At 69.4% G+C, this 24,210-nt stretch carries 19 protein-coding genes and 1 pseudogene; 17 read left to right on the plus strand and 3 right to left on the minus strand.

Annotated elements, in window-relative coordinates; translation table 11 throughout:
* Window positions 1-137: 137 nt before the first annotated feature.
* From BM013_RS06170 to BM013_RS06190, 5 genes and pseudogenes are all read left to right on the plus strand, one after another.
* Complete coding sequence (locus tag BM013_RS06170) at window positions 138-1,598, plus strand: YadA family autotransporter adhesin (RefSeq protein ID WP_256221404.1); 1,461 nt, start codon at window positions 138-140, stop codon at window positions 1,596-1,598.
* Between the two features lie 81 nt (window positions 1,599-1,679).
* Window positions 1,680-2,828 carry a DUF2827 domain-containing protein gene (locus tag BM013_RS06175; RefSeq protein WP_093124181.1) on the plus strand — a complete coding sequence of 383 codons (1,149 nt, stop codon included), beginning with the start codon at window positions 1,680-1,682 and terminating at the stop codon, window positions 2,826-2,828.
* Entirely contained in the window at window positions 2,825-3,994 is a 1,170-nt protein-coding gene (locus BM013_RS06180) for a DUF2827 domain-containing protein (protein WP_093124184.1), read from the plus strand. Before BM013_RS06175 ends, BM013_RS06180 begins: the two co-directional genes overlap by 4 nt.
* Window positions 3,995-4,002: 8 nt before the next feature.
* On the plus strand, window positions 4,003-4,593 hold the full coding sequence (locus tag BM013_RS06185) for a hypothetical protein (RefSeq protein ID WP_093124187.1): 591 nt from the start codon (window positions 4,003-4,005) through the stop codon (window positions 4,591-4,593).
* Window positions 4,594-4,699: 106 nt separating this feature from the next.
* Window positions 4,700-6,814: pseudogene (locus BM013_RS06190) on the plus strand (acyl-CoA dehydrogenase); the annotation flags it as partial.
* Window positions 6,815-6,863: 49 nt separating this feature from the next.
* On the opposite strand, the gene BM013_RS06195 reads toward BM013_RS06190, so the two are convergent.
* On the minus strand, window positions 6,864-7,754 hold the full coding sequence (locus tag BM013_RS06195) for a helix-turn-helix domain-containing protein (protein ID WP_256221405.1): 891 nt from the start codon (window positions 7,752-7,754) through the stop codon (window positions 6,864-6,866).
* A gap of 142 nt (window positions 7,755-7,896) precedes the next feature.
* On the opposite strand from BM013_RS06195, the gene BM013_RS06200 reads away from it, so the two are divergent.
* The 11 genes from BM013_RS06200 to BM013_RS06250 all read left to right on the plus strand — a co-directional run bounded on the left by BM013_RS06200 (window position 7,897) and on the right by BM013_RS06250 (window position 20,240).
* The gene (locus tag BM013_RS06200; RefSeq protein ID WP_093124193.1) at window positions 7,897-8,331 is read left to right on the plus strand and encodes a hypothetical protein; all 435 of its coding nucleotides are present in this window, start codon (window positions 7,897-7,899) and stop codon (window positions 8,329-8,331) included.
* Window positions 8,332-8,484: 153 nt separating this feature from the next.
* Complete coding sequence (locus BM013_RS06205; RefSeq protein ID WP_093124195.1) at window positions 8,485-11,361, plus strand: aconitate hydratase; 2,877 nt, start codon at window positions 8,485-8,487, stop codon at window positions 11,359-11,361.
* A 4-nt stretch (window positions 11,362-11,365) separates the two neighbouring features.
* Entirely contained in the window at window positions 11,366-11,827 is a 462-nt protein-coding gene (locus tag BM013_RS06210; RefSeq protein WP_093124197.1) for a metallophosphoesterase family protein, read from the plus strand.
* A 189-nt stretch (window positions 11,828-12,016) separates the two neighbouring features.
* Window positions 12,017-12,853 carry an iron uptake transporter permease EfeU gene (gene efeU, locus BM013_RS06215; RefSeq protein ID WP_093124199.1) on the plus strand — a complete coding sequence of 279 codons (837 nt, stop codon included), beginning with the start codon at window positions 12,017-12,019 and terminating at the stop codon, window positions 12,851-12,853.
* Between the two features lie 9 nt (window positions 12,854-12,862).
* A complete protein-coding gene (gene efeO / locus BM013_RS06220) occupies window positions 12,863-14,050 on the plus strand; it encodes an iron uptake system protein EfeO (RefSeq protein WP_093124201.1) in 1,188 nt (395 codons plus the stop codon).
* A gap of 35 nt (window positions 14,051-14,085) precedes the next feature.
* Window positions 14,086-15,423, plus strand: coding sequence for an iron uptake transporter deferrochelatase/peroxidase subunit (gene efeB / locus BM013_RS06225; protein ID WP_093124203.1), 1,338 nt, complete (start codon window positions 14,086-14,088; stop codon window positions 15,421-15,423).
* Window positions 15,424-15,473: 50 nt separating this feature from the next.
* Complete coding sequence (gene efeO / locus BM013_RS06230; RefSeq protein ID WP_093124206.1) at window positions 15,474-16,310, plus strand: iron uptake system protein EfeO; 837 nt, start codon at window positions 15,474-15,476, stop codon at window positions 16,308-16,310.
* A 206-nt stretch (window positions 16,311-16,516) separates the two neighbouring features.
* On the plus strand, window positions 16,517-16,816 hold the full coding sequence (locus tag BM013_RS06235; RefSeq protein WP_093124209.1) for a FeoA family protein: 300 nt from the start codon (window positions 16,517-16,519) through the stop codon (window positions 16,814-16,816).
* Window positions 16,809-18,704, plus strand: coding sequence for a ferrous iron transporter B (locus BM013_RS06240; RefSeq protein ID WP_093124211.1), 1,896 nt, complete (start codon window positions 16,809-16,811; stop codon window positions 18,702-18,704). Before BM013_RS06235 ends, BM013_RS06240 begins: the two co-directional genes overlap by 8 nt.
* Window positions 18,705-18,744: 40 nt before the next feature.
* Entirely contained in the window at window positions 18,745-19,050 is a 306-nt protein-coding gene (locus tag BM013_RS06245; RefSeq protein WP_093124214.1) for a DUF6587 family protein, read from the plus strand.
* Window positions 19,051-19,055: 5 nt separating this feature from the next.
* The gene (locus BM013_RS06250; protein WP_093124217.1) at window positions 19,056-20,240 is read left to right on the plus strand and encodes an FAD-dependent monooxygenase; all 1,185 of its coding nucleotides are present in this window, start codon (window positions 19,056-19,058) and stop codon (window positions 20,238-20,240) included.
* A gap of 54 nt (window positions 20,241-20,294) precedes the next feature.
* On the opposite strand, the gene BM013_RS06255 is transcribed toward BM013_RS06250, so the two are convergent.
* Both BM013_RS06255 and BM013_RS06260 read right to left on the minus strand, forming a co-directional pair.
* Entirely contained in the window at window positions 20,295-21,545 is a 1,251-nt protein-coding gene (locus tag BM013_RS06255; RefSeq protein WP_093124219.1) for an SMI1/KNR4 family protein, read from the minus strand.
* A 69-nt stretch (window positions 21,546-21,614) separates the two neighbouring features.
* Complete coding sequence (locus BM013_RS06260) at window positions 21,615-22,979, minus strand: reverse transcriptase family protein (RefSeq protein WP_177225427.1); 1,365 nt, start codon at window positions 22,977-22,979, stop codon at window positions 21,615-21,617.
* 392 nt (window positions 22,980-23,371) lie between these two features.
* Between BM013_RS06260 and BM013_RS06265 the strand changes: the two genes are divergently transcribed.
* Window positions 23,372-24,184: a PDDEXK nuclease domain-containing protein gene (locus BM013_RS06265; protein WP_093125179.1), complete on the plus strand. Its 813-nt coding sequence runs from the start codon at window positions 23,372-23,374 to the stop codon at window positions 24,182-24,184.
* Window positions 24,185-24,210 lie beyond the last annotated feature (26 nt).

The raw sequence follows: 24,210 nt of genomic DNA on the forward strand, positions 1-24,210 counted from the left end.
TGAGCACCACCAACAGCAGCGTCGCGAGTCTCTCGACCTCGACCTCGACGGGGCTCAGCACGGCGACGAGCAGCATCGACAGCCTGTCCACCTCGACCTCGACCGGCCTGAGCACGGCGATCAGCGGCATCGGCAGCTTGTCCACGGGACTCAGCACCACCAACAGCAGCGTGGCAAGCCTCTCGAGCTCCACGTCGAGCGGCCTCAGCACGGCGACGAGCGGCATCAACAGCCTGTCCACGGGGCTGAGCACCACGACGAGCAGCATCGGCAGCCTGTCGACCGGCCTGAGCTCGACCAACAGCAACCTCGAAAGCCTGTCGACATCGACCTCCACCGGCCTGAGCACGGCAACGAGCGGCATCGGCAGCCTCTCGACCGGCCTGAGCACGACCAACAGCAGCGTCGCCAGCCTGTCCACCTCCACCTCGACGGGCCTGAGCACTGCCACCAGCGGCATCGCCAGCCTGTCGACGGGCATGGGCAACCTGTCTTCCGGCCTGAGCACGACCAACGTCAACGCCAACAGCCTGAGCACGTCGGTCAACAACATCTACAACACGGGCACCAAGTACTTCCACGCCAACTCGACGGCGGCGGATTCGCTGGCCTCGGGCCAGGAGGCGGTGGCGATCGGCCCGCAGTCGGTGGCCAGCGGCGCGAATGCCTTCGCGTCAGGCAATGGCGCCAAGGCCACGGCCGACGGCGCGGTGGCGGTGGGCTTCGGCGCACAGGCCACGGGGGCGAACGCGATTGCCATCGGCACCGGGGCGCTGGCCACGGGCTCGCAGGCGATCGGCGTGAACTCCCGCGCGGGCGGCGGCGGCGTGGCGCTGGGCGACAACGCGGACGCCGGTGGCACGCAGCTGAGCCAGGCGCAGGACATCTCCAAGGGCACGGCCATCGGCTTCGGCGCGGTGGTCCAGCAAAGCGGCGGCGTGGCGCTGGGCTCGGGCTCGGTGGCCTCGACCGCCGCGGGTGTGGCCGGCTACGTGCCGGTCGGCGCGACGGCGCAGCAGCAGGCGGCCGTGCAGGCGACCACCAGCACGCAGGCCGCGGTGTCGGTGGGCAATGCGGACAGCGGCCAGTTCCGCCAGATCACCGGCGTGGCCGCCGGCACCGCCGACAGCGATGCGACCAACGTCGCCCAGTTGAAGGCGGCCTCGGAGTCCGCGAAGGCGGGCAGCGTGCAATACGCGACCAACCCCGACGGCTCGGTCAACTACAACCAGGTGATGCTGGGCAACGGTCAGGCGCCGGGCGGCACGCGCATCAGCAACGTGGCGCCGGGCGTGCTGCCGACCGACGCGGTCAACCTCGGCCAGCTCAACCAGGTGCAGAGCCAGGTGGGCGACGTGGCGCGCATCGCGTACTCGGGCACGGCCATGGCCTTCGCGATGGCGGGCACCTACCTGCCGACGCTGTACCCCGGCGAGAAGACCGTGGGCGTGGGCTTCGGCAGCTACAAGGGCTACAGCGCGGTGGCGCTGACCTTCAAGGCGCTGTCGGACGACGGCAAGATGTCCTGGGGCGCGGGCCTGTCGACCACGGGCAAGGAGTGGGGCATCAACGCCGGCATCGGCTGGAAGTGGAAGTAAGTCACTGAAGCAGTTGGCCTGGGGGCGGCTCCCGCGCCGGTGGTGCGGGAGCCGCTTTGTTTTGGTTCACACTTGGAAACTATGCGAATCGGCATTTCGGTCCTTACCCACGCCGGACAGAACATCTGGGAAAACGGCATGGGACAGAACGTCCTGTTCCTTGCGCGGCTGCTGCAGCGCATCGGCTTCGTCGAGTCGGTGACGCTGGTCGACGCCGGCGACCAGCCGCACATGCCGCCGCAGGTCGACATCGCCGCCATGGGGCTCGGCTTCGGCCGCGCCCGCGACCTGAGCGACGCGCTGGACGTGGTCATCGAGATGGCCGGCGCGCTCGACGTGCAATGGCTCTCCTACTTCCGTGCCTGCGGCGGCCGCGTGGCGTTCCATTGCGTGGGCCAGCCTTTCGTGGCGCTGGCCGAGCCGATCGTGTTCACCGACAAGGGCCACTTCGGCAAGCCCGGGCGTTGCGACGAGGTGTGGCTGCTGCCCAAGGACGAGGCCTTCACGCCGATGATGCGCACGCTGCACCGGTGCCCGGTGTTCGAGGTGCCGTACCTCTGGTCGCCGCAGTTCCTGGCGCAGCGCATCGCCGAGGTCGAGGCGGCCGGCTACCGCTTCGGCTACACGCCGCGCACCGCGGAGCAGCCGGGTTTTCGCGTGGCGATCTTCGAGCCCAACATCTCGGTGGTGAAGTCGAGCAGCGTGCCGATGCTGGTGTGCGACGCCGCCTACCGCGCCGACCCCGCGTGCGTGAGTTCGATGCAGGTGCTCAACACCCTGCACATCAAGGACCACCCGACCATGCTGTACCTGGCGAACTCGCTGGACCTCGTGCGCGAGCACAAGGCGGTGTTCCACGGCCGCAACGACTTCGCGGGCTTCATGGTGCAGTTCGCCGACGCGGTGGTCTCGCACCAGTGGCAGAACGACCAGAACTACAGCTACCTCGACGCGTTGTACGGCAACTACCCGCTGGTGCACAACTCGCCCTGGCTGCGCGAGGCCGGCTACTACTACCCCGACTTCGACATTGCCGCCGGCGCGCGGCAGCTGCTGCAGGCCGTGCGCAGCCACGACGCGCAACTCGACGAACACCGTGCGCGCGCGCAGCGGGTGTTCGATGCGGTCGATCCGTTCAACGCCGCGAACATCGACGGCTATGCGCAGCGGCTGCTGCATCTGGCGGGCGGCAACGCCGCGTTCCGCGCCGACGGCGCCAAGGCCGCATGAGCGACACGCAACGCACCCCGATGCCGGCGCGCCTCAAGGTCGGCGTGTCGATCTTCATCCGCAAGGGCGAGCAGAGCCTGTGGGAGAACGGCGTCTACCAGAACTGCCTGTTCCTCGTGATGCTGCTGCTGCGTTCGCCGCGCGTGCAAAGCGCCGTGCTGGTGGCCGGCGGCGGCGACGGCGGGCCGGCGGACGCCACCAGCTTCCTGGCCGATTCGCCGGTGCCCGTCATCGACATGGCCACGGCGGGGCAGGAGCTCGATCTCATGATCGAGATGAGCGCGCAGCTCGCGCGCGAATGGTCGCTGGCGTTTCGCGGGCGCGGCGGCAAGATCGTCTCGATGCGCGTGGGCAACGACTACGTGATCGACATCGAACGCATGATCTTCGACAAGCCGCACGGCCTGCTGATCTCGGGCGCGCCGTACGACGAAGTCTGGACCATCCCCGAGTACGAGGTGTCGTGCAAGCCGTACTTCGAGAGCACCTTCCGCGCGCCGGTGCGCCTCGTGCCGCACCTGTGGAGTCCGATGGTGCTGGAGCGGGCGATGGCCCGTGCCGCTGTCGGCGCGCCCGACAGCGCGCCCGACAGCGCGCCCTTTGCCTACGTGCCCGGCCGCAAGCAGTGGCGCGTGGCCATCTTCGAGCCCAACATCTGCATGGTGAAGACCAGCTTCATTCCCATGCTCGGCTGCGAGGCGGCGCACCGCGCGCAGCCGCGGCTGATCGAGAAGATGTGGGTCTACAACAGCTTCCACCTGAAGGACAAGCCGCTGTTCGTGGGCTTCGCGCAGAGCCTGGACCTCGTGCAGCACGGCCTGGCCACCTTCGAGGGGCGCTTTCCGGTGTACCAGGTGATGCCCGGCAAGGTCGAGGCGGTGTTCGCGCACCACTGGGAGAACGCGCAGAACTACCTGTACTACGAGGCCCTGTACGGCGGCTATCCGCTGGTGCACAACTCGCACCTCGTCGGCGGCTGCGGCTACCGCTACCGCGGCTTCGACTGCGAGGAGGGCGGCCGCGCGCTGCAGCACGCGTTCGCCGTGCACGACGCCGACCTGCCGGCCTACCGCGAGCGCGCACGCCGGTTCATCGCCACGCTCGACCCCGAGGCAGAGGCCAACGTGCGCACCTACACCGCGGCCATCGACAAACTTTACGCATGAGGACCGCCATGAACACCCAGGCACTGTTGCGATGGCTTCCGGCCGCCCTGGCATGGGCCGCCGCCGGCACCGTGTGCGCACAGGGCGTGCTGGTGCCGCCGGCACCGCCCGCGCCGCCGCAGGACACGCTCACGCGCGCCGCCACCAGCGTGGGCATCAAGCGCTGCCTGCCGGCCATCTCGCGCCTGTCGTCGCTCACGGTGCAGGGCAGCCGCAGCCACGACGTGCTGCTCGACTGGGACCGCAAGCGCCCCGACGCCGGCCCGATGTTCTCGCTGATCGGCATGCAGTACCCGAATGCCGGCGTGGCCGCGTCGATCACCGCCATTCCCGACGAGAGCGGCGCCTGCACGGTGTCGGCCGAGCGCATTTCGGTCGCGCCGTTCACCTGCGAGAGCGTCGCGCAGCAGGAGCTGGCCAGCTACAAGATGACCCGGCTGCTGCCCAACTACGCCGTGTACACCGACGCCAAGGAGCCCACCTCGTCGGTCTCGCTGATCGATTCGCCGCCGGGCTGCCTGATCATCCGGCGCTATGTGGAGTACGGCTGGAAAGACCCGGCCGCGGTGTCTGCCGCGCCGCCGCCCGGCAAACGCTAGTCGAGCCCGTCCGACACGCAGGAAGGCCCTTGGCCGTCCCGCGCGAGCGGTCGCACGTCCCAAGAATGGTGTCGGTCCGCGCGCTCTGTCGCGGAAGGAGACAACCATGCCTCTGGCGAAACTCATCGGTCGATGGGCCATGCATCCCTTTTCCAAGGCGCTCCCGCCCTTGGGCGACACCGAGCGTGCCGCGCTCGAGGCGGGCACCGTCGGCTTCGAGGGCCGGCTGTTCGCGGGCAACCCCGATTTCGACGTGCTGTCCGGTGTGGGGCCCAACAAGCTCACCGCCCGCGAACTGGCCTTTCTCGACCACGAGGTGCGCGAGCTGTGCCACATGCTCGACGACCACGCCATCGACGAGGCGCGCGACCTGCCGCCCGAGGTGTGGCGCTACCTGCGCGAGAAGCGCTTCTTCGGAATGATCATTCCCGAGGAATTCGGCGGCCTGGGCTTCGGCCACTACGCGCACGCGACGGTGGTGGCGCGCATCGCCACCGTCAACGTGGCGACGGCCGTCACGGTGATGGTGCCCAACTCGCTCGGACCGGCCGAACTGCTGCTGCGCTACGGCACCGACGCGCAGAAAGACCACTACCTGCCGCGCCTGGCGGACGGTCGCGAGCTGCCGTGCTTCGGCCTGACCTCGCCCTATGCGGGCTCCGACGCCGCCTCGATTCCCGACCGCGGCGTGGTCGTCGAGCGCGAATTCAACGGCCGCATGACGCGCGGCTTCCTGGTCGATTTCGACAAGCGCTACATCACGCTGGCGCCCGTGGCCACGGTGGTCGGCCTGGCCTTCCATGCGGTCGACCAGAGCCGGCCCGAGGGCCAGCGCGACCTTGGCATCACCTGCGCGCTGATTCCCGTGCCGCACGAGGGCATGGAGATCGGCCGGCGCCACCGCCCGATGGACAGCGCCTTCATGAACGGCCCGATCCACGGGCGCCAGGTGTTCGTGCCGATGGACTGGATCATCGGCGGCGAGAAGCAGGTGGGCCAGGGCTGGCGCATGCTGATGGAATGCCTGGCCGCGGGCCGCGCCATTTCGCTGCCGGCGCTGGGCTCGGCCATGCAGCAGACGGCGCTGTACGTGAGCAACGGCTACGGCCAGATCCGCGAGCAGTTCGGCATGCCGGTGGGCAGGTTCCACGCGGTTGCGGGGCTGGTCGCGCAGATGTCGGCCGAGCTCTACGCGAGCGATGCCGCGCGCCGCTTCACCGCGGCCGCGCTCGACAAGGGCGAGCGGCCCAGCGTGGCGAGCGCCATCCTCAAGGTGCAGCTGACCGAAGCCGGGCGCCGCGCGGTGAACCACGGCATGGACATCCTCGGCGGCAAGGGCATCATCTACGGCCCGTCGAACCTGCTGGGCGTGTCGTACCGGCAGGCGCCGATCGCCATCACGGTGGAAGGCGCGAACATCCTCACGCGCGCGCTCATCGTGTTCGGGCAGGGCGCGGTGCGTTGCCATCCGCATGTGCTCGACGAAATGGCGGCCGTGCAGGCCAAGGACGAGACGGCGCTGGGCCGCGCCCTCATCGCGCACGGCAAGCACGTGGCAACCAACCTGTGGCACAGCGTGTTCGGCGCGCCGGTGCTCGGCGAGCCGCCCCGGGAGCTGGAACACGAGGCGCGGCTGCTCGCGCGCATGAGCGCCAAGTACGCGCTCACCGCCGACCTTGCGATGGGCATGCTCGGCGGCAAGCTCAAGCGCATGGAGTTGCTGTCGGCCCGGCTGGGCGACGTGCTCGCGCACCTGTACCTGGCGAGCGCGTGCATCTGGCGCTACGGCGTCGATGCGTCGCCCGAACTGTTGCCGTTCGCGCGCGCCGCGATCCGCCTTCAGCTCGACGAGGCCGGCAAGATACTGCGCGACCTCTACGGCAACCTGCCGACGGCCGGCCGGCGCGTGATCGGCGCGCTGGTGCGGCGCCGCACCGCGCACCTGGCGCCGCTGCGCGACGTGCAACTGCTCGAGCTGTCGGACTTGCTGCGCAAGAACCCGCGCATCGTCGAGCGCCTGGCGCCCGACCTCAGCGAGCCCGCGGCCGGCGGGCTGCGCGACCTGATGCACGCGATGCAGCTGGGCGCGCAGCTCGGCGACACCACGGCCGCGCTCAACAAGGTGCTGCGCCGCACGAACTCGCTCGAGGAGGCGGCGCGCTCGGCGCCCGACCCCGAACTGGCGCTCGCCTACCTGAAGGCGGCCGACAAGGTCATCCAGGTGGACGACTTCGAAGGCCCGCCGCGCGGCGCGGACGGCAGGGCCGACCTCAGCCGGGCTGCTTCTCCTGCTGGCCTGGACGTCCCTGCTGCCCCTGCTGGGCAATCTGCGCCGCCAGCGCAGTCAGCGCCGCAACCGTCTGCTCATCGGCCGGAAAGAACGACTCCACCGCGAGTTCCTGCAATGTGATGTCCACCGGCGTGCCGAAGATGGTGATGGTGCTGATGAAGCTCAGCACGCCGCTGGGCATGACCACCTGGAAGGGCACGGCCACGGCCGACAGCGCGGTGTCGAGCACCGGCGCGTCGTGGCTCACGGCGGGAGCGGGGTAGGCCGCCAGTTCGTCGTGCAGCGATTGCAGCACCGCGTCGCCGGTGGCCGCGATCTGCTGCAGCAGCCGTTCGAGCAGGTGGGTGCGCCACTGCGCGAGGTTGGCGATGCGCGGGGCCACGCCGTCGGGGTGCAGGCTCAGGCGCAGCACGTTGATGGGCGGCTTCAGCAACTCGGGCGCGGCGCCTTCCATCAGCAGCGGCACCAGCGCGTTGTGCGCCACCAGGTTCCAGTGCCGGTCCACGGCCAGCGCGGGGAAGGGCTCGTGGCCCTTCAGCACCAGGTCGATGGCGCGGCGCGCCGAGGCCATGGCCGGGTCGTCGAGCGAGCGCTGCCGGTACATCGGCGCGAAGCCCGCGGCCACCAGCAGCGCATTGCGCTCGCGCAATGGCACCTCCAGCCGCTCGGCCAGGCGCAGCACCATCTCGCGGCTGGGCGCGGCGCGGCCGGTTTCCACGTAGCTCAGGTGGCGCGTGGACACCTCGGCCTCCTGCGCCAGGTCGAGCTGGCTCAGGCGGCGGTGGGTGCGCCAGTGCCGCAGGTGGGCGCCGAACGGGTCGCGCGCGCCGGGCTGGCCGGCCTTGGACGGGTGGGAGCGGGTGGTGTTCATGGAGCCGCATTCTGGCGTGGCCGCGCCGCGCCGCCATGACCTGCGAGGTCATCGACGCCATGCCCGGCGGGCGGAATCATGGGCTCCAACGCGGCGGGACCGGCCCGCCGCGTACCAACCCCGACGATTCCAGGAGATCCCCATGACCGTCTTCGCATCCCCCCGCTTCCTGCCCAACGTGATGTGGGCCGACGCCGCCTCCTGTGCCGCGACCGGCGCGCTGCAGGTGGCATTCACCGGCGCGCTGGCCGCGCTCACCGGACTGCCGGCGCCGCTGCTCATGGGCACCGGCATGTTCCTGCTGGCGTACGCCGCGGCCGCCGCCTTCATGGCCAGCCGCCGCACCCCGCCGCGCACGCCGATCGGGCTCGTGGTCGCGGGCAACTTCGGCTGGGCGGCGGCCTGCATCGCGCTGCTGGTGAGCGGCCTGTTCCCGGTCACGGCGCTGGGCATGGCGTGGGTGCTGGCGCAGGCGGTCTGCGTGGTCGTGCTGGCCGAGCTGCAATGGACCGGCTTGCGCCGCACCCGCGGCGGCGCGGGCCCGGCCGCCGGGCTCGCGCCGGCCGGTCGCTGGTGACATCGCGCCATGCCGGCGACGCCCCTTCATCCGGCATTTTTCGCGATAAGAAACAAGGCTCCGAAAGGCGAGAACGGGGAAGCCCGACTACAACGGCTGACATTGTTAACTGCTATCTTTGAGGAGCTTCCACGAACAAACAGGAGTTCCTCTATGGCCAAAGCCCCGGCACACGCCTTTGCGTCCACCCTCAAGACCTTCAAGACCGCATCGGGCAAGTCCGGCAAGTACTGGTCCCTGAAGGAGCTGGCCAAGCAGTACCCGACCATCGAGCGCCTGCCGGTTTCCATCCGCATCGTGCTGGAGTCGGTGCTGCGCAATTGCGACGGCCAGAAGGTCTCGCCCAAGCATGTGGAAGAACTGGCCCACTGGGCGCCCAACGCGGAGCGCGTCGACGAGATCCCCTTCGTCGTGACCCGCGTGGTGCTGCAGGATTTCACCGGCGTGCCGCTGCTGGCCGACCTGGCCGCCATGCGCAGCGTGGCCGAGAAGCTGGGCAAGTCGCCCAAGACCATCGAGCCGCTGGTGCCCGTCGACCTGGTGGTCGACCACTCGGTGATGGTCGACTACTACGGCACGCCCAAGGCGCTCGACCTGAACATGAAGCTGGAGTTCCAGCGCAACAACGAGCGCTACCAGTTCATGAAGTGGGGCATGCAGGCCTTCGACACCTTCCGTGTCGTGCCGCCGGGCTTCGGCATCGTGCACCAGGTCAACCTTGAGTACTTTGCGCGCGGCGTCTACACGAGCCCGAACGACAAGGCCGACGTGCCCGTCTACTACCCCGACTCGCTGGTCGGCACCGACAGCCACACCACCATGATCAACGGCGTGGGCGTGGTCGGCTGGGGCGTGGGCGGCATCGAGGCCGAGGCGGCCATGCTGGGCCAGCCCGTGTACATGCTGACGCCCGACGTGGTGGGCTTCGAGCTCACCGGCAAGCTGCGCGAAGGCGTCACGGCCACCGACCTGGTGCTGTACGTCACCGCCATCCTGCGCGCCGAGAAGGTGGTGGGCAAGTTCGTCGAGTTCTTCGGCCCGGGCGCCGCCTCCATCGCCGTGCCCGACCGCGCGACCATCGGCAACATGGCGCCCGAGTACGGCGCGACCATGGGCTTCTTCCCGGTCGATGACATGACGGTGGCGTATTTCGAAGGCACCGGCCGCACCAAGGAAGAGGTCGAGCGCTTCGCGGCCTACTACAAGGCGCAGGGCCTGTACGGCATGCCCGCCCCCGGCGACATCGACTACACCAAGATCGTGCGGCTCGACCTGGGCACCGTGTCGCCCAGCCTGGCCGGCCCGAAGCGCCCGCAGGACCGCATCGACCTGGGCCACCTGTCGACCAAGTTCTCGGAGCTCTACAGCAAGCCCAACGACGCCAACGGCTTCAACCAGCCGGCCGACAAGCTCAAGCTGCGCTACCCGCTGATCACGGCCGGCAACACCGGTGACGGCGAAGCCGCCGCGCCGCCGCCCGGCTCGCCGCGCGACCTCGAGGAGATGGTGGCCAACCGCTCGACCAAGGCCGCCGCCCACGTGAGCGCCACCGCGCCCGCGGCACCCAAGGGCGGTGCAGGCCAGGTGACCATCGGCAACGGCGACGTGCTCATTGCGGCCATCACCTCGTGCACCAACACCTCCAACCCCAGCGTGATGCTGGCCGCCGGCCTGCTGGCCAAGAAGGCGGTGGAGGCCGGCCTCACGGTCAAGCCGCACGTGAAGACCTCGCTGGCCCCGGGCTCGCGCATCGTCACCGAATACCTGGAGAAGGCGGGCCTGCTGCCGTACCTGGAGAAGCTGGGCTTCTACCTGGCCGGCTACGGCTGCACCACCTGCATCGGCAATGCCGGCGACCTGACGCCCGAGATCAACGAGGCGATCACCAAGAACGACCTGATCGGCGCGGCCGTGCTGTCGGGCAACCGCAACTTCGAGGCGCGCATCCACCCGAACCTCAAGGCCAACTTCCTGGCCTCGCCGCCGCTGGTGGTGGCCTTCGCCATTGCCGGCAACGTCATGACCGACCTCATGACCGAGCCGGTGGGCAAGGGCAAGAACGGCAAGGACGTGTACCTGGGCGACATCTGGCCCACGCCGAAGGAAATCGACGACAACCTGCGCTACGCCATGAACGCCAAGTCGTTCCGCGCGAACTACGACAAGGTCAAGACCGACCCGGGCAAGTTCTGGAGCAGCATCAAGGGCACCAATGGGCAGGTGTACGACTGGCCCACCTCCACCTACATTGCCGAGCCGCCGTTCTTCGAGGGCTTCAAGATGAAGCCGCACGCGTCGGACGCGGGCTTCAAGGGCGCGCGCATCATGGCGCTGTTCGGCGACTCGATCACCACCGACCACATCTCGCCGGCCGGCTCCATCAAGGAAAGCTCGCCCGCGGGCATCTGGCTGAAGGCGCACGGCGTGGCCAAGGCCGACTTCAACAGCTACGGCTCGCGCCGCGGCAACCACGACGTGATGATGCGCGGCACCTTCGCCAACGTGCGCATCAAGAACCTCATGATTCCGCCGGACGCCAACGGCACGCAGGAAGAGGGCGGCGTCACGCTGTTCCAGCCCGGCAACCAGAAGATGTTCATCTACGACGCCGCCATGAAGTACATGGAGCAGGGCGTGGGCACCGTGGTGTTCGGCGGCGAGGAGTACGGCACCGGCTCGTCGCGCGACTGGGCCGCCAAGGGCACCCAGCTGCTGGGCATCAAGGCCGTGGTGGCGCGCAGCTTCGAGCGCATCCACCGCGCCAACCTGGTCGGCATGGGCGTGCTGCCGCTGCAGTTCCGCGGCGCCGACTCGTGGCAGACGCTGGGCCTCACCGGCGACGAGCAGATCGACGTGGTGATCGGCAGCGAGCTGAAGCCGCAGATGGACGTGAAGCTGGTCGTGCACCGCCCCGACGGCACGCACCAGGAGGTGACGGTGCGCCTGCGCATCGACACGCCGATCGAGGTCGACTACTACAAGCACGGCGGCATCCTGCCGTTCGTGCTGCGCCAGCTGCTCGCGGCCTGATGCCGTGACCCGGGTCGGACTCATCTCCGACACCCACGGCCTGCTGCGCCCGCAGGCCGTGCAGGCGCTTCGGGGCTGCGACTTCATCGTGCACGGCGGGGACATCGGCAACGCCGGCATCCTGGACGCGCTGCGCGAGCTGGCGCCGCTGACCGTGGTGCGCGGCAACAACGACCGCGAGGCATGGGCCGGCGGCATCGCCGAGACCGAACTCGTCGCGTTCGGCGGCGTGCAGCTCTACGCCATTCACGACCTGGCGCAGCTCGGCATCGACCCGCAGGGCGCCGGCGTGCGCGTGGTCGTCTCCGGCCATTCGCACAAGCCGAAGATCGAGGAGCGCGGCGGCGTGCTCTACGTCAACCCCGGCAGCGCGGGGCCGCGCCGCTTCACCTTGCCCATTGCGGTGGCCGAACTGCTGATCGACGGCGACGCGGTCAGCGCGCGCATCGTCGAACTGGCCGTCTGAGCCCCGCGCAGCCCCTGCCGCCGAGGGCAGGGAAATCATTACCATTCGGTAAGTAAAGCCCCTTAATGAGAATGTCTCTTATTTGATGGGGTATCCTCGAACGCTCCTCCGCAGACCCAAGCCGGGCGTCGAGCGCTGCTGAACGTGCCGGCTCCGGAGGGCTTTGTCCTGCCCTGAATTCCGAAGCCGATGCTCATCCCCTTTCTCATCATGCTGCGCGAAGGCATCGAAGCCGCGCTGATCGTCGGCATCGTTGCCAGTTACCTCAAGCAAAGCGGGCGCGGCGCGCTGATGCCCGCGGTGTGGGTCGGCGTGCTGCTGGCCACCGCGCTGTCGCTGTTCGCGGGCGCGGGCCTGCAGCTGCTGGCGGCGGAGTTTCCGCAGAAGCAGCAGGAGCTGTTCGAAGGGGTGGTCGGGCTCATTGCCGTGGTCATGCTGACCTCGATGGTGTTCTGGATGCGCAAGGCCGCGCGCTCCATCAAGGGCGAGCTGCAGGCCTCCATCGACAAGGCGCTGCACAAGGGCGCGGACGGCCAGGGCTGGGCGCTGATCGGCATGGTGTTCCTCGCCGTGGCGCGCGAAGGCCTGGAGTCGGTGTTCTTCCTGCTGGCCGTGTTCCAGCAGAGCAGCGGCTGGGAGGCGCCCGTGGGCGCGCTGGCCGGCATCGCGGTGTCGGTGATCGTCGGCTGGGGCCTGTATTCGGGCGGCGTGCGGCTCGACCTGCGCCGCTTCTTCCGCTTCACGGGCCTGTTCATTCTCCTGGTGGCCGCGGGCCTGCTGGCCGGCGTGCTGCGCAAGCTGCACGAAGGCGGCGTGTGGAACCACCTGCAGGCGGTGGTGTTCGACATGAGCGACACGCTGCCCATGGACAGCCCCGTGGGCGCCGTGCTCTCGGGCCTGCTGGGCTACCAGGCCGCGCCCGTGGTGGGCGAGGTCGTCGTCTACCTGGCCTTCCTGGCCGTCGCCCTGTTCCTGTTCCTGCGCTCGGCACCCGCCCCGGCGCCACGCGCGGCCGCGGCCCGCTGAAACCCTTCCATGTCTTCTTCTCCCGAACCCAAAGCTTCCTCGTCCCACCTGATGCGCCTGGCGGTGGCCGCCTCGGCCCTGCTGGTGGTCGCCGGCCTCGCGGCCTTCTGGTACGCCTCGAACGAGGCCAAGAAGGCGCCGGCCAAGGCGGCCGACAACGCCGTGACCGTCACCATCCAGGGAAACGCCTGCGAGCCCAACGAGATCACCGTGCCCGCGGGGCGCACCACCTTCACCATCGTCAACAAGTCGAACCGCGCGCTCGAGTGGGAAATTCTCGACGGCGTGATGGTGGTGGAAGAGCGCGAGAACATCGCGCCGGGCTTCTCGCAGACCATGACGGTCAAGCTGCAGCAGGGCGAGTTCGCCATCACCTGCGGCCTGCTGAGCAACCCGCGCGGCAAGCTGCGCGTGACGCCCTCGGCCGCCTCCGATGCCGAGGCTGCGCGCCCCTCGCTGGTCAACTACGTGGGCGCGCTGGCCGAGTACCAGGTGTTCCTGCGCCTGGAGGCCGGCACGTTCGACGACGCGGTGCGCGCGCTGGCCGACGCCGTGAAGGCCGGCGACCTGCCGCAGGCGCGCGCGCTCTACGCGCCGGCGCACCAGGCCTACAAGCGCATCGAGCCCATGGCCGAGCTGTTCGCCGACCTCGACACGCGCATCAACGCGCGCGCCGACTACTTCGAGAAGCGCGAGGCCGATGCCGGCTTCACCGGCTTCCATCGCATCGAGTACGCGCTGTACAGCCAGAACGACCTGAAGTCGCTCGCGCCCGTGGTCGAGCAGCTGATGGCCGACATCGGCGTGCTCAAGGAGCGCCTGCGCGGGCTGAACATGCCGCCCGAGCGGCTGGCCGGTTCGGCCTCCAAGCTGTTGCGCCGCGTGGCCGACAACCTGCCCGCGGGCGGCGAAGACCACTACGGCCATGCCGAACTCGTGAACCTGCAAGGCACCTACGAAGGCACGAAGAAGATGTCGGAACTGCTGCAGCCGCTGCTGGTGAAGGCCGCGCCCGCGCTGCAGAAGAGTGTGGACGAACGCTTCGCGGCCTTCGACGCCGCGCTGGCGCCTTACCGCGAAGGCGAGGGCTTCAAGCCCGCGCCGCTGGACGAGGCGCAACGCAAGGCGCTGGCCGAACCCGTGCGCGCGCTGGCCGAGGAACTCGGCAAGGTGAATGCGGCGCTCGGCCTCGAGTGAGCCGCAGGCCGAAAGCAGAACCCGGAAGAATCCCCATGGAAAAGCCGAAGAACGAATCCGCGCCCGCCGAAGGGCAACCCGCGTCCCCGAACCGCCGCCGCATGATCGGCGCGGCCGGTGCCGCATTCGCGGGGCTCGCCGCCGCGGCGCGTCCGGGCCATGCGGCAACGACGGCCACGGCGGCCACCGCAGGCACGTCCACCGACAGCGGCGCGCAGGTCACCGACGCCCCGCAAAGCACCCACACGCAAGACCGCGTGGCGTTCCGCGGCAAGCACCAGGCGGGCATCGTCACGCCGCGCCCGACGGCCGGCATGATCGCCTCGTTCTACGTGCTGGCCGAGAACCGCGCCGACCTGGAGCGCCTGTTCCGCACGCTCACCGAGCGCATCGCCTTCCTCACGCAGGGCGGCGCGCAGACCGACCCCGACCCCAAGCTGCCGCCCGCGGGCTCCGGCATCCTCGGGCCGGTGGTGCAGCCCGACGGGCTGACGGTGACGGTGTCGGCGGGCACGTCGCTGTTCGACGAGCGCTTCGGCCTCGCCAAGAAGAAGCCGGTGCGCCTGAACCAGATGCAGCGCCACCCGAACGACGCGCTGGACGCCGCGCTGTGCCATGGCGACCTGTCGATCCAGTTCTGCGCCAACACGCCCGACACCAACATCCACGCGCTGCGCGACATCATCAAGAACACGCCCGACCTGCTGGTGCTGCACTGGAAGCAGGAAGGCACCGTGCCGCCGATTCCGGCGGTGCCCGGCAAGCCGGCCGAGAGCGCGCGCAATTTCCTCGGCTTCAGGGACGGCTCGGCGAACCCCGACTCGGCCGACGCCAAGCTCATGGACACCCTCGTGTGGGTGCAGCCCGGTAGCGACGAGCCGGCCTGGACCGTGGGCGGCAGCTACCAGGCGGTGCGCATCATCCGCAATTTCGTGGAGCGCTGGGACCGCACGCCGCTGCAGGAGCAGGAGGCGATCATGGGCCGCCTGAAGCCCACCGGGGCGCCCATGGACGGCGGCAAGACCGAGCACGACGTGCCCGACTACGCCAAGGACCCCGAAGGCAAGGCCACGCCGATGGACGCGCACATCCGCCTGGCCAACCCGCGCACCAGGGCTTCGGACAGGAACCTGATGCTGCGCCGGCCCTTCAACTATTCGAACGGCGTCACCAAGTCGGGCCAGCTCGAGATGGGGCTGCTGTTCATCTGCTACCAGGCCAACCTGGAGAACGGCTTCATCGCCGTGCAGAAGCGCCTGGACGGCGAGCCGCTCGAGGAATACATCAAGCCCATCGGCGGCGGCTTCTTCTTCACGCTGCCCGGCGTGCAGGACGAGCGCGACTGGCTGGGGCGCAGCCTGATGGCCGCCTGAGGCGCCGCCAGGGCCACAAGTTTTTCAACCACCCTAGAACCGGGAGATCCATGACCGTGCAGTTCCGCCGCCACTTCCTCGCCACTTTCGTTGCAGGCTTCGCCGGGCTTTATGCCGTGGGCGCGCAGGCCGCCGTGTCGCCGCTCGAGCTGGTCGGACCGATCTCCGACTACAAGATCTACGTGGCCGAGAACGTGCGCAAGCTGGCCGCGGACACCCGCACCTTCACCGCCGCGGTGAAGGCCGGCGACATCGAGAAGGCGAAGAAGCTGTATGCGCCCACGCGCACCAGCTACGAGCGCATCGAGCCGGTGGCGGAGCTCTTCAACGACCTCGACAAGTCGATCGACTCGCGCGCCGACGACCACGAGAAGGCCGAGAAAGACCCGGCCTTCGGCGGCTTCCACCGCATCGAGTACGGCCTGTGGACGCAAAAGAGCACCAAAGACCTGAACCCCGTGGCCGACAAGCTGCTGGCCGACGTGCTCGAGCTGCAGAAGCGCCTGGTCGCGCTGACCTTCCCGCCCGAGAAGGTGGTGGGCGGCGCCGCCGTGCTGATGGAGGAGGTGGCCGCCACCAAGATTTCCGGCGAGGAAAACCGCTACAGCCACACCGACCTGTGGGACTTCCAGTCGAACTTCGAGGGCGCCTTCAAGATCGTCGAGCTGCTGCGCCCGCTGGTGGTGAAGGAAAACAAGGCCTTCTCGGACAAGACCGACGCCAACTTCAAGGTCGTGTTCGACACGCTGGCCAAGTACAAGACGGCCGACGGCGGCTTCGAAACCTACTCCAAGCTCAGCGAACGCGACCGCAAGCTGCTGGCCGGCCGGGTCAACACGCTGGCCGAAGACCTGTCCAAGCTGCGCGGCATGCTGGGCCTGAACTAGGCCCGCCCCCGGGCTTCGCGCACTTCGTACCGCTTCTCCTGCCCCCCTGCCGGGGGCAACACCGGAGGCCCGGCAGCGCCGGTTCCTCGGTGTTTCTGGCTCTGCAGTCCCCATTTTTGAGGGATGGTCAGGTTTTCGCGAGTGAGAATTGCTAGCATCCAGGTTTTGCTTACTGGCGCGCCCGATATTCGAGGCGCACTCTCACCGTGCAAACCAACGACTCTGGCGCAGCGCCGGCATCCGCCGCCCTGCGCCTTGACCAGCTTCCGAACAACCAATGGGCCACCGTGCTCGACGTGGCCCGCCCCGACGGCGCGGACGACCGTGAACTTGTCCTGCGCCTGACCGAAATCGGCTTCGTGCCGGGCGAGGCGGTGCGCATCGTCGCCAGCGGCCTGCCGGGCCGCGAGCCGCTGGCCGTTCGCCTGGGCCACACCACCTTCGCGCTGCGCCGCCACGAGGCCGCGCTGATCCACGTCACGCCGGGAGCCGCGAACCATGGTTGAGGCCGTCATCCAGGGGCCGGGGCGCCTCGCGCCCACCGCGCAGCCGGGCCGCATCGCCTTGCTGGGCAACCCCAACTGCGGCAAGACCGCGCTGTTCAACCTGCTGACCGGCAGCCGCCAGAAGGTGGCCAACTACGCCGGCGTGACCGTCGAGCGCAAGGAAGGCACGCTGCGCACCGCGTCGGGCCGCCGCGTGTTCGTGCTCGACCTGCCGGGTGCCTACAGCCTGAACGCGCTGAGCGCCGACGAGGCCGTGACCCGCGACATCGTCACCGGCCAGAGCAAGGAAGCCTTGCCCGACCTGCTGGTGTGCGTGACCGACGCCACCAACCTGCGCCTGAACCTGCGCCTGGTGCTCGAGGCCAAGCGCCTCGGCCTGCCGATGGTGATGGCGCTGAACATGACCGACATGGCCAGGAAGCAGGGCATCACGGTCGACACGGCGGTGCTCTCGCGCGAGCTGGGCATGCCGGTGGTCGAGACCGTGGGCGTGCACACCGGCGGCGCCAAGGGCCTGCTCGAGGCGCTCGACACGCCCGTGGCCGCCGCCGCGCCGCAGACCTGGCAGGCGCCCGAACTCGACGACGTGCTGGCCACGCAGCGCGAGGTGCGCCGCATCCTCGGCCTGGCGGTGATGGAGCCGGTGGGCAGCCTGGCCACCAGCGACCGCATCGACCGCGTGGTGCTGCACCCCGTGTGGGGCATGCTGGTGCTGGCCGTCACCATGTTCCTGATGTTCCAGGCCGTGTTCAGCTGGGCCAACGTGCCCATGGACGCCATCAAGGCCGCCACCGAGGCGCTGGGCGGCCTGGTCAAGACGCACATGGCCGAAGGCATGCTGCAGAGCCTGCTGGCCGACGGCGTGATCGCGGGCGTGGGCGGCGTGGTGGTGTTCCTGCCGCAAATCCTGATTCTTTTCCTGTTCATCCTCGCGCTGGAAGACTCGGGCTACCTGCCGCGCGCGGCCTTCCTGCTGGACCGCGTGATGGGCACGGTGGGGCTGTCGGGGCGCTCGTTCATTCCGCTGCTGTCGAGCTTCGCCTGCGCCATTCCCGGCGTGATGGCCACGCGCACCATCAGCAACTGGCGCGACCGCATCACCACCATCATGATCGCGCCGCTCATGACCTGCTCGGCGCGGCTGCCGGTGTACGCGCTGCTCATCGCGGCCTTCATTCCGGCGCGCACCGTGGGCGGCGTGTTCAACCTGCAGGGCGTGGTGCTGTTCGCGCTGTACGTGTTCGGCATCGTCTCGGCGATGGCCGTGGCCTGGGTGATGAAGCGCTTTCGCGACAACACCTCGCACTCGCCGCTGCTGATGGAACTGCCCGCCTACCGCTGGCCGAACCCGCGCAACCTGGCGCTGGGCCTGTACGAGCGCGCATGGATCTTCCTGCAGCGCGTGGGCACCATCATCCTCACGCTGACCATCCTGCTGTGGTTCCTGTCGACCTTCCCGTCGCCACCCGAAGGCGCGACCGGCCCGGCCATCCAGTACAGCCTGGCCGGCATGATCGGGCGCGGGCTCGAGTACATCTTCGCGCCCATCGGCTTCAACTGGCAGATCTCCATCGCGCTGGTGCCGGGCATGGCGGCGCGCGAAGTGGCGGTGGGCGCGCTGGGCACGGTGTACGCGCTCTCGGCCACCGGCGACGACGTGGCCGGCACGCTGGAGCCGCTGATTGCCGGCAGCTGGACACTGGCCACCGCGCTGTCGCTGCTGGTCTGGTACGTGTTCGCGCCGCAATGCATCTCCACGCTGGCCGCGGTGAAGCGCGAAACGGGCTCGTGGAAGTACGTGTGGATCATGGCGGGCTACCTGTTCGCGCTGGCCTATGGAGCCTGTTTCATCACCTACCGCGTTGCAGTGGCACTCGGGGCGGGGTAAAACCGGCGCTGAAAGGCTTGAACAAAAGGTTGACGAAGAAATGGCACAGCAACTGATCGTCGGTTTGATCGTCGCGGCCGCCGCGTTCTACGCGGTCTGGCGCTGGATGCCCGCGGGCTGGCGGCGCGGCGCCGCGCAGAAGCTGGCGGCCGGCACGCACCGCGCGGGCTGGGTCGACGAAGCCCGTGCGAAGGAACTGGCGGCCTCGCTGGCCAAGACCTCGGGCTGCGGCTCGTGCGACAGCTGCGGCAGCTGCGCACCCAAGACACCCTTCAAGCAACCGGAAGCCGACCAGGCCACGAGCCAGTCCACCGCCAGCGCGCTGCCGTCCACGCACAGCCGCTGAGCCCGATGCCCGCGCACATCCTCGTCGCCGGCGGCGGCATCGGGGGGCTGGCCACCGCACTGGCGCTTTCCCGTCAACGCCACCGCGCCGACGTCTTCGAACAGGCCGCGGCCTTCGGTGAAATCGGCGCCGGCGTGCAGCTCGGCCCCAACGCCACGCGGCGCCTGCGGCAACTCGACCTCGGCACGCAGCTCGCGGCCATCGCGGCGCGGCCCGACGCGCTGGTGGTCCACGGCGCCGAGAGCGGTGCCGAAATCGCCCGCATGCCGCTCGGCGATGCGATGCAGCAGCGCTACGGCGCCCCCTATTTCTGCGTGCACCGCGCCGACCTGCACGGCCTGCTGCTCGACGCCGTGCGCGCGCGCGGCAACGGCACGCTGGTCACGGCCGCGCTGATCCGCCAGGTCGAGACCAGCGACGATCTGGTCTGCCTGTCGAGCACCGACGCGCGCGCCTGGGAAGGCGAGGCCATCGTCGGGGCCGACGGGCTGTGGAGCATGGTGCGCCGGCAACTCGACACCCCTTCGGCCGAACAGCCGCCGCGCGTGACCGGCCACACGGCCTGGCGCGCCATGGCCGAGCAGGCCGCGCTGCCTGCTGCGTTGCGCAGCAGGCAGGTGCGGGTGTGGCTCGGCGCGCGGCTGCACGCGGTGGCGTACCCGGTGCGCGGCGGCGACTGGCTCAACGTGGTGGTGATCGCCGAGTCGGCGCCCGCCGGCGATGCGCGCGACTGGGACCAGGCCGGCAGCATCGCCGCGCTGAAGCAGGCCATGGGCCGCAGCTGTGTCGGCCTGCAGTCGCTGCTCGACGCCATGCCCGGCTGGCGCGCCTGGTCGCTGGGCGACCGCGCGCCCATGACCTGCGCGGCCGACATGGCGCACGAGCGCGTGGCGCTGGTGGGCGACGCGGCGCACCCGATGGTGCCGTACCTCGCGCAGGGCGCGGGCATGGCGATCGAGGACGCGGTGGCGCTGGCCGATGCGCTCGGCGGCGGCGGCGCGGCCGAAGTGCCGGCCGCCTTCGCGCGCTATGCGGACGCGCGCTGGGCGCGCAACGCGCAAGTGCAGGCGCGGGCGCGCCGCAACGGCGAGATCTTCCACGCGACCGGCGCCGTGCGGCTCGGGCGCGACATGGCGATGCGCCTGCTGGGCGCGAAGCTGCTCGACCAGCCGTGGCTGTACGCGGGCTGAGCGGCGGTCGATGCGCGCGCCCGCCGCGCGCTTCGGAGCCCGTTTACAGCCCGTTCAGAGCCTGAACGTCCGCAGGTGCTCGATGCGCTGCGCGATGCCTTCCTGCCCGAGGTAGTGGCTGTACGCGCCGCCCTGCATCTTCACGAGCGTGCCCTCCAGGTCGAGCAGCATCGCGTCGCGGTCTTCGATGAAGGCCGGCGGCACGTCGATGCCCGCCGCGGTGCAGGCCTGCGCGATCAGGTGCGCGCTCGCGGGCGCGCCGCAGGCCGCGCACTTCACGATCGCCTGCACGTTGGGCTCCGCGCCGTTGTCCAGCAGTGCCTGCGTGAGTTCGGGCGAAATCTGCCCGTCGATGTTGCGCAGCGCGTCGGCCGCCACCGGTGCGCCCGCGCGCACCAGCGCGGCGGCCGCGGCGAAGGCGCCATGCCCCACGGCAACGTCGGTGGCGAGCGCGCTGCCTTGCAGCGGGCCGTCGAAGCCCACGCCGGCTGCGGCCAGCTGCGCGACCAGCTCGCCGTCGTCCGCCCCGATGGCATGGCGCAGCGCCACGCGCGCCAGCGACGCATGGTGGCGCAGCGTGCCTTCGGCCAGCGGCGTGCGCCAGTCGACCACGGCGCGGCTGTAGAACGCGACCAGCTTGTCCATCAGGTCGAGGTCGAGCCCGTGTTCCTCGTGCCGGTCGTCGAGGTATTCGAGCAGCGTCTGGCCCGAGAAATAGTCGCTGGTGGGCGCGAGCGGGTCTTCGTCGAGGTGCAGCGCGGCAAAGGCGCCGTGCAGGTCGGCGGCGACGGTGTTCACACTGTCTTCGTGCAGCGCATGCGTCCAGGCCGGCGGCAGGCCCTTCTTCCAGGCGACGATCTGTCCTTGCTCGGCGCCGGGCTCGACCACCGCGTAGATGCGGTCGGTGTACTCGAAGCCGCCGAAGGGCAGGTGCGTGAGCTTGCCGCTCCACGGCGTGCCGCCTTCCTGCGCGGCTTCCTCGGCCAGTTCGAGCTCGTGCTCGATCCAGCCCTGCAGGTCGTGGTAGCCGTCGTTGCCGTTCCAGAACAGCTCGGTCCAGCTGATGCCTTCGAGGTTGCCGTTCATCTCGAGCGACAGGTCGTAGTCGAGCCGTCCGCCCGCGGTGGTGGTCCACAGCGCGAGCAAGGCTTCGGGGATCGGGCCCGCGCATGCGGCCTGCACCGCGGCGATCTGCGCCTCGGGCATCGGCGGCTGCGCGTCGAAGATCACGCGGCCGGCGAACAGCACGACGCCATGTTCGCGCAGGGTGGAGAGCTCGTCGGGTGTGAACCGGGTGTCGTTCATGCTGGGATCTCCGTTGTTTTCAAAACTGTAGCGCTTTGCGCCGAACGGGCAATCCGTGACACCCCAGCTTCATGAGGGCGTTGGGCTTGCGCTCGGCCACGCGATGCGCTCGAAGATGCGCAAGAGCCGCGCATGGCGTGCCGGGTTGAACTGCCCGACCCATGCCATGCGGCCCAGCAGGTGCGCGCGAAAGTCGGGCACCTGCGCGCGGTTCTGGCCCGCGGGGCCGTGCAGCGCGCACCGGTGCAGCGTGGCCTTGAGCCGGTCGAACTCCTCGCGCGGCGCATTGGCCTTGTCGTTGACCACCACGCCGGTCACGCGCTGTTGGCGGTGCTGCGGCATGCAGCGCACCTTGCGCGGATGCAGCTCGAAGCCCTCGTCGGCCGCGATGCCGCCGACCCAGGTGCGCAAGGCGGTGAAGCGCGCGCGCAGCGAGGCCGGGCCGGAGAACACCAGGTCGTCGGCGTAGCGCGTGTAGGTTGCGCCGAACACCCACGCCAGCCCTTCGAGCCGGAGGTCGAGGCGGAACGCGCAGAGGTTCGCCAGCGCGGGGGAGCAGGGCGAGCCCTGCGGCAGGTGCGGCGCGGCAAGGCGCTTGGCGCCCATCCAGTCGAGGCCGCCGTCGTCGCGCAGCCGCTCGATCACCGCGGCGCCGGTGCGGTGCGTGCACAGCGCCGTGAGCGCGCGCGCCACGCCGTCGGGGTAGCCCAGCGTGCGCCATGTCGCGTGCACGCGCGAGGCGCGAACGGCGGGGAAGAAGTCGCGCAGGTCGAAGCCGATGACGACCTCCTTGGCCGCGTGCGCGGCGGCGTGGCTCGCCACCGAGCGGCCTTGCACGAAGCCGTGCGCCGCCTCGTGCACGGGCACGTACTGCAGCAGGTCGTCGAGGATGCGGCGCTGCGCGCGCTTCAGGTCGGCCTTGGGAATCTCGAGCAGGCGCAAGCCGCCCAGGCGCTTGGGCTGCAGCTGGTAGCGATAGTGCGAGGTGGGGGCGCTGCTCGGTGCGTCGTGTTCATGGGAGGTGCGCAAAGCTTGCGCCGGCGAGGTGAGCCAGGCCAAGCGCTCCGCATCGAGTTCCAGCCATTGCGCGAGCTCGGCCAGCGTGGGAATGCGCGGCAGCGCGAAGTGGTCGAGGCCCAGGGGGCGCGGGAACATCTCCGCGGGCCGCAGGATGATGCGCCGCACGCGCGGCGCTTCGTCCTGCGCGAAGGCCGCGTCGAACGCCGGCATGTCGTCGATCGCCCTGGCCAGCGCGGGCAGGTCGGTGCGCTGCCATGTGGCTTGCGAGCGTTGGCCGAGCGCATCGGCAAAGGCCTTGAGCCACGGCGCATCGGCACCGAGCGTGGCCGCGGCGCGCGCGCGCAACGCGCCGGGTGCCGTGCCGCCGGGCTGCCTTGCGTCGGCCAGCAAGGCACGCGCAAGGCTGCGTGACATCCATTCCCTGTAGCTCGGTTCACGCGGCATGAAGTGAGGGGCCCGATTGAAGGTGGGTGGCACCGGCCCTTCAACCAGCCGGTGATGCGCCAGCTGTGCTGCGCGTGAGCGCAGACGCGCTTGCGCGCCGAAATGCGTAGCCATCCGTCCACCACGGGGTATCCCCGCAGCACAAGGCCGAACGACGGATCGCGAAGCCTTGTCGAGTCTTGAAGTGCCGGTGCCGCGCGGATTGTAGGAGGGCGGAATTTTTCGAGGAATTGCGCGAGTTCCTCGAGTACCGGAGCGTCGACAAGGCAAGGGCGCCTTCAATAATCTTTCGCGCTCCGCCCTTGGGGCTCCCGAGCTTCCACCCGGCGCTCGCCCATGACCTGCGGACGGCCTTTCCCGAGATGAAGGGGTTCTCGCGCGCGAACCTCATGTACATGCGGGCGTTTGCAGAGGCTTGGGCGGACGAGAAAATTGTCCAACAGGCTGTTGGACATTTGCCTTGGGGCCACAACCTCGTATTGCTGAGCAAGCTCAAGACCACCGAACTGAGGCTGGCGTACGCGCAGCGCGCTGTCGAAAATGGGTGGTCGCGCAACGTCCTGAACATCCAGATCGAGGCCAGGTTGCTCGAGCGGGAAGGGAAAGGGGTGAGCAATTTCACTGAGCGGCTCCCGTCACCGGGTTCCGACCTCGCCCAACAAGCGCTCAAGGATCCGTACATGCTCGATTTCCTGAGCATTGGCCAGGAAGCCGGGGAGCGCGAGATTGAAGCGGCGCTGGTGCAGCACATCTCGCGCTTTCTGCTGGAGCTGGGTGCGGGCTTTGCCTATGTCGGACGCCAGGTTCCGATCGAGGTGGGCGGGGACGACTTCTTCATCGATCTTCTTTTCTACCACCTGAAGCTGCATTGCTATGTGGTGATCGAACTGAAGGCCGGCGCATTCAGGCCCGAGCACGCCGGACAGCTGGGCTTCTATCTGACGGCGATAGATGCTCAGCTCAAGTCGAAGGAGGACGCATCGACGATCGGCTTGCTGCTGTGCAAGACGAAGAACCGCATCGTTGCGGAATATGCGCTGCGCGATTCGAACAGGCCCATCGGCATCGCGGAGTACCAGTTGGTCGAATCTCTTCCGAGGGAACTGCAGACGAATCTGCCGACCATTGAACAGATCGAGAGCGAGTTGGGGAGGTATGGAGGGGAGGGTGGATGAACTTCGTTCTCCTCCCCCTTCATGCA

Origin of the sequence: Variovorax sp. OK605, assembly GCF_900115445.1 — a bacterium.
Taxonomy (GTDB): Bacteria; Pseudomonadota; Gammaproteobacteria; order Burkholderiales; family Burkholderiaceae_C; genus Variovorax.

Bases quoted from the DNA above. Each gene is read 5' to 3' on its own strand.
- BM013_RS06175 (WP_093124181.1), top strand. From the start codon at position 1,680: ATGCGAATCGGCATTTCGGTCCTTACCCACGCCGGACAGAACATCTGG.
- BM013_RS06180 (WP_093124184.1), top strand. From the start codon at position 2,825: ATGAGCGACACGCAACGCACCCCGATGCCGGCGCGCCTCAAGGTCGGC.
- BM013_RS06185 (WP_093124187.1), top strand. From the start codon at position 4,003: ATGAACACCCAGGCACTGTTGCGATGGCTTCCGGCCGCCCTGGCATGG.
- BM013_RS06195 (WP_256221405.1), bottom strand. From the start codon at position 7,754: ATGAACACCACCCGCTCCCACCCGTCCAAGGCCGGCCAGCCCGGCGCG.
- BM013_RS06200 (WP_093124193.1), top strand. From the start codon at position 7,897: ATGACCGTCTTCGCATCCCCCCGCTTCCTGCCCAACGTGATGTGGGCC.
- BM013_RS06205 (WP_093124195.1), top strand. From the start codon at position 8,485: ATGGCCAAAGCCCCGGCACACGCCTTTGCGTCCACCCTCAAGACCTTC.
- efeU (WP_093124199.1), top strand. From the start codon at position 12,017: ATGCTCATCCCCTTTCTCATCATGCTGCGCGAAGGCATCGAAGCCGCG.
- efeO (WP_093124201.1), top strand. From the start codon at position 12,863: ATGTCTTCTTCTCCCGAACCCAAAGCTTCCTCGTCCCACCTGATGCGC.
- efeB (WP_093124203.1), top strand. From the start codon at position 14,086: ATGGAAAAGCCGAAGAACGAATCCGCGCCCGCCGAAGGGCAACCCGCG.
- efeO (WP_093124206.1), top strand. From the start codon at position 15,474: ATGACCGTGCAGTTCCGCCGCCACTTCCTCGCCACTTTCGTTGCAGGC.
- BM013_RS06240 (WP_093124211.1), top strand. From the start codon at position 16,809: ATGGTTGAGGCCGTCATCCAGGGGCCGGGGCGCCTCGCGCCCACCGCG.
- BM013_RS06245 (WP_093124214.1), top strand. From the start codon at position 18,745: ATGGCACAGCAACTGATCGTCGGTTTGATCGTCGCGGCCGCCGCGTTC.
- BM013_RS06250 (WP_093124217.1), top strand. From the start codon at position 19,056: ATGCCCGCGCACATCCTCGTCGCCGGCGGCGGCATCGGGGGGCTGGCC.
- BM013_RS06255 (WP_093124219.1), bottom strand. From the start codon at position 21,545: ATGAACGACACCCGGTTCACACCCGACGAGCTCTCCACCCTGCGCGAA.
- BM013_RS06260 (WP_177225427.1), bottom strand. From the start codon at position 22,979: ATGTCACGCAGCCTTGCGCGTGCCTTGCTGGCCGACGCAAGGCAGCCC.
- BM013_RS06265 (WP_093125179.1), top strand. From the start codon at position 23,372: ATGAAGGGGTTCTCGCGCGCGAACCTCATGTACATGCGGGCGTTTGCA.